Consider the following 6,430-nt stretch of genomic DNA (forward strand, 5'->3'; position numbering starts at 1 on the left):
ACGAGTACCCCGCGCCCACTTTTGTCTCCTTCGACGGGAAGGCTGAGGTGGCGCGACAGGTACGTCGGTGCCGGCGTTCAGATTGAGCCGTTGCCCGGCGTGGCCGCTGGTCCGGATGCGAAACGCGTGAAGTGCGCGGGCGGGTGGTCGATGGGCAAGTCGGGCCGCCACGCGGTGAGGATCTGGGCGCTGCACACGAACAGGCCGTCGGGGAGCTGATCGAGCGGGTACCACGCCCAGTCGCCGACACTCTCGCCCGGCTGCGTGGCCGGCTGTCCTTGCCAGGCGTGGACGAGCGCACCGACGGTGACCCGTAGGACACCTTCGACGCGGTCGACGAGCGTGCCCAGGAGACCCACGTCGCCGGGCCGAGCGACTAGACCGGATTCCTCAGCGAGTTCGCGAACGACCGCGTCCTCGAAGGATTCCCCGGCCTCCATGCTGCCACCGGGCAGTTCGAGGGTGCCGCGGCGGTGCCGGCCCAAGAGGATGCCCTGCTCGCTGAGCAGGATCGCTCCGACGCCGACGGCCGCGTGGGCGGCCGGCGCTCGGGTGCTGCGGGGTCGGCTGGAGACGCGCGTGGACCGGTCGGGAAGGCGCCGGGCGCGGATGAGCTGCTGAATGACCGAGGCGCTCTCGTCGGGGTGCGGGAACAGATCGATGGCTTCGACGCGGAAGCCGTACTCGGTGAGCAGGTCCTCCCACAGCTGCGGTGCCAGGACCCACATCTGCGTCGGTAGCGGCGGGTCGTCGCGCAGCAGGATCATCTCCTCGCGCGGTGCCACTGCCGTGGACGGACCGCGGCCATGCAGGTCGGTGTGCAGGAGCGAGAGGATCAGCGGGGCGCCGGGACGCAGGCCATCGCGCAGCGCAGGCAGCGAGCGGTGCGGGTCGATGAAGGCGAGCGTCCCGATCGCGTACGCGGCGTCGAACGGCTCGGCTCCGGTCAGGTACTCGGCTACGTCTGCCTGGACGAACTCCACGCCGTTCACGTCCGCGTGGGTGCTGACGGCGCGTTCGTGCTGGGTCGGGGACAGCTCGATGCCGGTGACGCGCGCTCCGTGTGCCTGGGCGAGGTGGACGGCGTGGTGGCCGGCCCCGGAGCCGATGTCCAGGACGCGGCGGCCGGTGACGTCGCCGAGGACTTCTGCTCCGGGTCCGATCCCGTCCCAGGGCGTCCAGCCGAGCCGCTCGGGGACGGGCGGGGTGTAGGCGCGAGCGAGTTGGCGCTGGCCGTAGATCTGCCAGGCCCGGGTGTTGGTGTCCTCGGCGGGCACGGTTGCCTCCTGGTGTGCGGGTGTTCAGAGGTCAGGTGTGCGTGATCAGATAGGCGGGGCCCTCGCCGCGTCGGGCTTGCTCGACGGCGTTGAGGCGGGCGAAGGCGCCCGGGGCCATCAGCTTCCGCCAGGCCGAGAGGTCGTGGACGGCCCACATGTCGTGTTCCGCGGGGTCGAGTCGGATCCGGTCGAGCTGGTCGGCGGTCAGCCGGCCTCCGTCGAAGATGAGCCCCACCTTGTTCAGCGGCTGGCGTGGTCCGGCGTGGAGGAAGTGCGTCAGGAGCAGGGGCGGCGTGGTGAGGGCGAGTTCGAGGCCGGTCTCCTCGACTGCCTCCCGTAGGGCGGTCTGCAGGGGGTCTTCGCCTGGGGCGTCCAGGTTGCCGCCGGGGAACTGCCAGAGTCTCGAGCCGTAGACCGAACGGAGCTGGACCGGACGGTCGTGTTCGTCGCGGATGTACAGGCAGCCGTACACCGTGTGGTGGGGGACGGTCTGCGCGTACTCCTCGGCTGTCATCGGCAGGGGGCGGCCGGGCCGGGCAGGGCGGTGGTCGAAAGCGAGGGCGAGAACGCCGAGGGCTTCCTTGGCTGGCGGGTAGATGTCGCGGAGGTTGGCGAGCAGTTCGTCGGGCGGCCCGTCCGGGTTGATACGTGCGGTGTCCTCCGCGCGGAGCAGGTCCTTAAAGGAGGGGTACAGGGTGATCCGCTGCACGATGACGTCGAGTTCTCGCCCGGTGTCCCGGTCGTGGAAGACGACCGTGTCGCCCACGGCGACGGTGCGCTTGGTGGGGGTGGCCACCCTCACTTCGATCGTCTTGCGCCCTGCTTCCACCTGCCGGTAGTACCGCCCGAGCAGGTGCATGTGGTGCTCTTGTGGTTCACCTCCAGTCGTCGGGCCCGGGACGGCTGGGCTCGCCTGCTGGATGTCGTCGGGCATACCTGCCTCCGTTCGATGCCTTCCGTCCGTGGCCGGTCGTGGGTTCGCGACCGGCCATGGGGCGGTGATCGCGCTCCTGCGTCTCCGGATCGGAGCCGGTGGCGAGGAAGTGGACGAGACTGCTGGTGAGTCAGGCCAGTTCGATGGGGCCGTAGCGCGCGTGCGGCTGCCGCCGCGTCAGGGCGTCGTACCGGTCCGCTACCGAGAAGTGCCAGAACTCCGTTCCGTAGTTGGTAAAACCCGCTTCCTCCATGGCGTTGAGCAGAAGCGCGCGGTGGTGGCGAGCGCGATCGCTGAGGTTCGGAGCGTGCGTGAAGCAGGCACCGTCGCTCTCCTCCGGGGAGGCATTGACACGTGTGCCGAGGTCGAGTTCGTGACCGTCCTGGTCGACGAGGGTCACGTCCACCGCCGCGCCCGCGGAGTGGGGCGCGATCTCCGGTGGCGACACGTACCGGCTGGCGGCCTGGTGCAGCTGCTCAGCTGTCCAGTCGGGGTGAGTGGCGGCCAGCTCGTCCCGGTACTCGGTGAAGTAGCGTTGCTGGAGGGTAAGCGGCCGGTAGCCCTCGATGAACAGCAGGTCGGTGCCGGCGGGCAGGAGTGAGCGGGCGTGCGTCAGTCGGGCGAGGACGCCCTCGCGGACGTGGGCGAACGCGCCCAGCGGATCTTGCTTGCGGGGATCGACGCGGAAGTCGTGGTCACGCACGTCGACGAGAGGCTCCCCGCACTCGCGCACCGGGATCGCGGCGACCCGCGGATCGGACATCAACACCAGAGGGTTCATCGAGTCTCCCTGTGACGGCTTGCACTGCTGTGGCGGGACAGGGGAGGCAGAGGCCAGATCGGTTTCGCGCGCGATCCGCGCGATGGTGTCCTGCAGCGTGCTGTCGGCTGGGATCACGGTCTCCAGACCGCCGGGCAGTAGATCCAGCTCGCGGTACCAGGAGGTGAGGTGGTCGTCGGTGACGTGCGCCAGGTACGCGGCGTCCGCCTTCGAGGCATGCCGGACCAATGTCGCCTCCAGCGGCACGTCCAGGTAGTAGCAGCTGGAGACGCCGCGGTGGTCCCGTACCAGTGACGTGATCATGTGGCCGTAGCGGTCGGCGTACAGGATCCCTTCGAGCACGACGTGGAAGCCGGCGTCGAGGGCTGCGCGTGCGATCCTGCCCAGCAGGGCGATGTTGGCGCCGCGAGCGGTGTCGTGTTCCCTGAGCACGTTCCGGCGGATTACGTCCTGCCCCACGATCGCGATGCCGCGGCCGTAGCGATCTCTAAGGCCCTGGGCCACGCTTGACTTGCCCGACGCCGAGTTGCCGCGGATCACCACCAGGCGGGTGTCCGAACGTCCGGCTGCAGTTGCAGTGGATGCGCGACAGGCTGCGCTGTTCGGTGTGCCGGTCATGCGGGCCATCCCGTCTCGCTGTACAGCTCCCCGTTCTGGATCTTTCCGATGGCCACCCGGGCGTAGGACACGAGATTGTCGGGCAGTGCGGCAGGGTCCCAGAACTTCCACTGGGTGCACTTGTCCGGTTCGCGCAACTCTGGTTCGCCGCTCCAGGTCCGTGCGCGGAAGAAGAGGCCCATGCGGGGCCGGTCCCCGGCCTTGTCGATGTGGTGGATCACGTGGACGAGTTCGACGTCCTGGCGCCGGATGCGGAGGTCGGCTTCCTCCTGAGCCTCCCGAATCAGGCAGGCGATGGCGTTCTCCTGCTCGCAGTGGCCGGCCAGGACGTGCCAGGTGGAGGGCGCGAACTTGGAGTTGGGGTGGCGCAGCCCGAGCAACACCGTCCTGTCGGGGCGCTCCAGGTAGAGGTGGACACCGATGACGTTGAGGACCGTGCCGTGCGGCGAAGCTGGACGGCGCTCCTCGTGCGATGCGAGTCCGCTCCGCGGCGCGGTGCTAGCGGAACGGCTGGCAGCGTGGCGCCGTACGAGGTCGCGGGTGGTGGCCGCGATACGCAGGCGGTCGAGGTCGCCGGGAGCGAACCAGGCCAGCATCACCCCTTCCGTCAGGTGGAGGTCACGAGGGTCACCGTTCCAGCGCCCGGCGTAGATGGCGATGGGCACGGTCCTGCCGGCGTCGTCGGTCGCTTCCTCGGTGCCGAACGGGGCCAGGTCGGCGATGTGGAGGCCGGCTTCCTCGTGCAGCTCGCGCCGCACCGTGTGTTCCAGGGTGACGTCCTGGGGCTCTCGGCCGCCGCCCAGCAGGGACCACATGCCCGGCTCCCAGATCTCGCCGGGGAGGTAGTCGCGCAGGTGGAGCAGGTACTCGCCGCGGTCGTTGTAGATCAGTGCGGAGGCGTTGGCCGTCTCCGGTTTGACTTGGAGCGGGAGTTTGAGGAGCTTCTCGCGCAGGGAAGGGGAGGCCGCCTTGTCCACGGGGCGCCACTCGATGCCGCCGACCTCCTCTTCCTGCAGCATCACCTCCACCTCGTTCGTGGTGTGCAGGCGGAAGAGGAACCGAAGGTCGAAGTGCTGGTGGCCGGGTTCGCCTTTGCCCTGGTTTGCGTCGATGTCGTGGATGTCGATGTCGAACGGCACGGTCTCGTAGCCGGGCCACAGCGTGATCGCCTGGGCCGGGATCCCGGTTTCCTCGTGCAGCTCCCGCAGCGCCGTCCCTGCCAGGGACTCATCAGAGGGCTCGGCGTGTCCGCCGGGGAGAAGAACTTTCCCGCTCGCCAGGTGAAGCACGTGCAGGACGCGGCCGAGCGGGTCGAGGACGATCGCGCCGCAGGTGACGTGTCCGGTGAAGGTGGAGCGGCTGGCGATGTCGGTGGGACGTTCGAGGGCGTGCAAGAGGGCGCCGAGCTGCTCGTGCTCGTGAGGGTGACGGGCGAGGTAGGTCTCGACAGTGGTGCGGATGTGGTCGTGCGACAGCGGCATGGGGCTACCTCAGAGGGGCGTGGCGCGGGACGAGTCGAGGAGGGGCGGCTGTGCGGGTCAGCTCTGCCGCATCCCCTCGGCAGGGATCTCCTTGATGGTGGTGGCGCGGGCGGTGGGCAGGCACCACCGCTCTCGTGCCGTGTCCACCGCGAGCTGGGCTTGCCGCGCGCCGGGCGGGCCCCAGCCCAGCAGGGAGGCTGCCTGGGCGGGGGTGGCGAGCAGGCGGACGAAGGGGCGGCCGGTGGCGGGGTCGACGGCCGCCGGCCCGATGGCGGTGACCTGGGCGGCCAGGCGGAGCCGGGCGTTGGGCCCCACGCCGCCGTAGACCTCACCGGTCTCGTCCAGCACCCAGCCCAGTCGCACCGGATCGGCCAAGGTGAGCTGGGCCTCCTCGGCGGCTTCCCGGTGCAGGGTGTCTTCGGGCGTCGCGTCGGTGTTCTCCACAGTGCCGCCGGGCAGCCTCGGCAGCGCGCCCCGCGGGCCGGGATCGGCCACCAGGACGACCCGGCCGTCGGGGACGAAGCACCACGCCCAGGCTTGCCGTACGGGCAGCCGATCGGGGACGCGGCCGTGGTGGAGAGGGCTGTCCCACAAGGGCCGGTAGCGGACGTGGACGTCGTGCCGGTCCAGCGCCGGGACGTCGAGGATGTGCTGGCCGTCGGCGAGGTGAGCGGTGGCGGTGTTGCCGAGCCGGGCACGGTAGGCGGCGAGCATGATCTGACCGTCCACGGGGCGCAGCCGCTGGACCGCGTCCCGGGTCTCCAGGAAGGCGTACTCGGAGAGTTCCTTGGGTGGCAGGCGGATCGCCTTCACCTGGGCGGGGGTGAGGGTTCCCCCGTCGAAGACGAATCGGACCTCGCCGGGGCAGGGCGTGCCGGGCTGAAGGTCGGGGTGGTTTTGGGAGAAGGAGTGGACGGCGAGCACGGCCGACAGAGGCAGATCCAGGCCCAGTTCCTCGGTGATCTCGCGCCGGCAGGTGACGTGCGGGTGCTCGCCGGCTTCGACCACGCCTCCAGGCAGCAGCCACGAGCCGTCCTCGCGGTAGGTGGGGTGCACGAGCAGGACCCGGTCGACCTCGTCGGTGATGATCGCGGCGGCGCCGAGCCACGCCGCATGCCGGGACGGGGCGTACTGCCGGGCGGGCGGAGCGGGACGGGGGGTGACGTGATCCGAAGGGGAAACGGGGGAGGTCACGTGGCTCTGCCTTTCGGGCGGTGGACGGGCGGGAGTTCAGCGCGGGCCAGCTAGTGTCCTGAGTCAGGAATTCGGTTCAGATATCCGGCGAGGCGTTCGAGGATGTCGTCCGCGGTCTTCGTCCAGACGAAGGGTTTCGGGTCTT

The 6,430-nt window shown here is 70.1% G+C and carries 5 protein-coding genes; all 5 read right to left on the bottom strand.

Features of this window, described 5'->3' with window-relative positions:
• Positions 1-77: 77 nt before the first annotated feature.
• Complete coding sequence (locus ACZ44S_RS13545) at positions 78-1,277, bottom strand: bifunctional class I SAM-dependent methyltransferase/NUDIX hydrolase (protein WP_390994226.1); 1,200 nt, start codon at positions 1,275-1,277, stop codon at positions 78-80.
• A gap of 31 nt (positions 1,278-1,308) precedes the next feature.
• The gene (locus tag ACZ44S_RS13550; protein ID WP_390994225.1) at positions 1,309-2,211 is read right to left on the bottom strand and encodes an NUDIX domain-containing protein; all 903 of its coding nucleotides are present in this window, start codon (positions 2,209-2,211) and stop codon (positions 1,309-1,311) included.
• A gap of 130 nt (positions 2,212-2,341) precedes the next feature.
• Complete coding sequence (locus ACZ44S_RS13555) at positions 2,342-3,610, bottom strand: M15 family metallopeptidase (protein WP_390994224.1); 1,269 nt, start codon at positions 3,608-3,610, stop codon at positions 2,342-2,344.
• Positions 3,607-5,091: an NUDIX domain-containing protein gene (locus ACZ44S_RS13560; protein ID WP_466928063.1), complete on the bottom strand. Its 1,485-nt coding sequence runs from the start codon at positions 5,089-5,091 to the stop codon at positions 3,607-3,609. Before ACZ44S_RS13560 ends, ACZ44S_RS13555 begins: the two co-directional genes overlap by 4 nt.
• 57 nt (positions 5,092-5,148) lie before the next feature.
• Positions 5,149-6,285: an NUDIX hydrolase gene (locus tag ACZ44S_RS13565; RefSeq protein WP_466928064.1), complete on the bottom strand. Its 1,137-nt coding sequence runs from the start codon at positions 6,283-6,285 to the stop codon at positions 5,149-5,151.
• Positions 6,286-6,430: the final 145 nt, after the last annotated feature.

Source organism: Streptomyces malachitofuscus (genome assembly GCF_055571035.1).

Bases quoted from the DNA above. Each gene is read 5' to 3' on its own strand.
- ACZ44S_RS13550 (WP_390994225.1), bottom strand. From the start codon at position 2,211: ATGCCCGACGACATCCAGCAGGCGAGCCCAGCCGTCCCGGGCCCGACG.
- ACZ44S_RS13555 (WP_390994224.1), bottom strand. From the start codon at position 3,610: ATGACCGGCACACCGAACAGCGCAGCCTGTCGCGCATCCACTGCAACT.
- ACZ44S_RS13560 (WP_466928063.1), bottom strand. From the start codon at position 5,091: ATGCCGCTGTCGCACGACCACATCCGCACCACTGTCGAGACCTACCTC.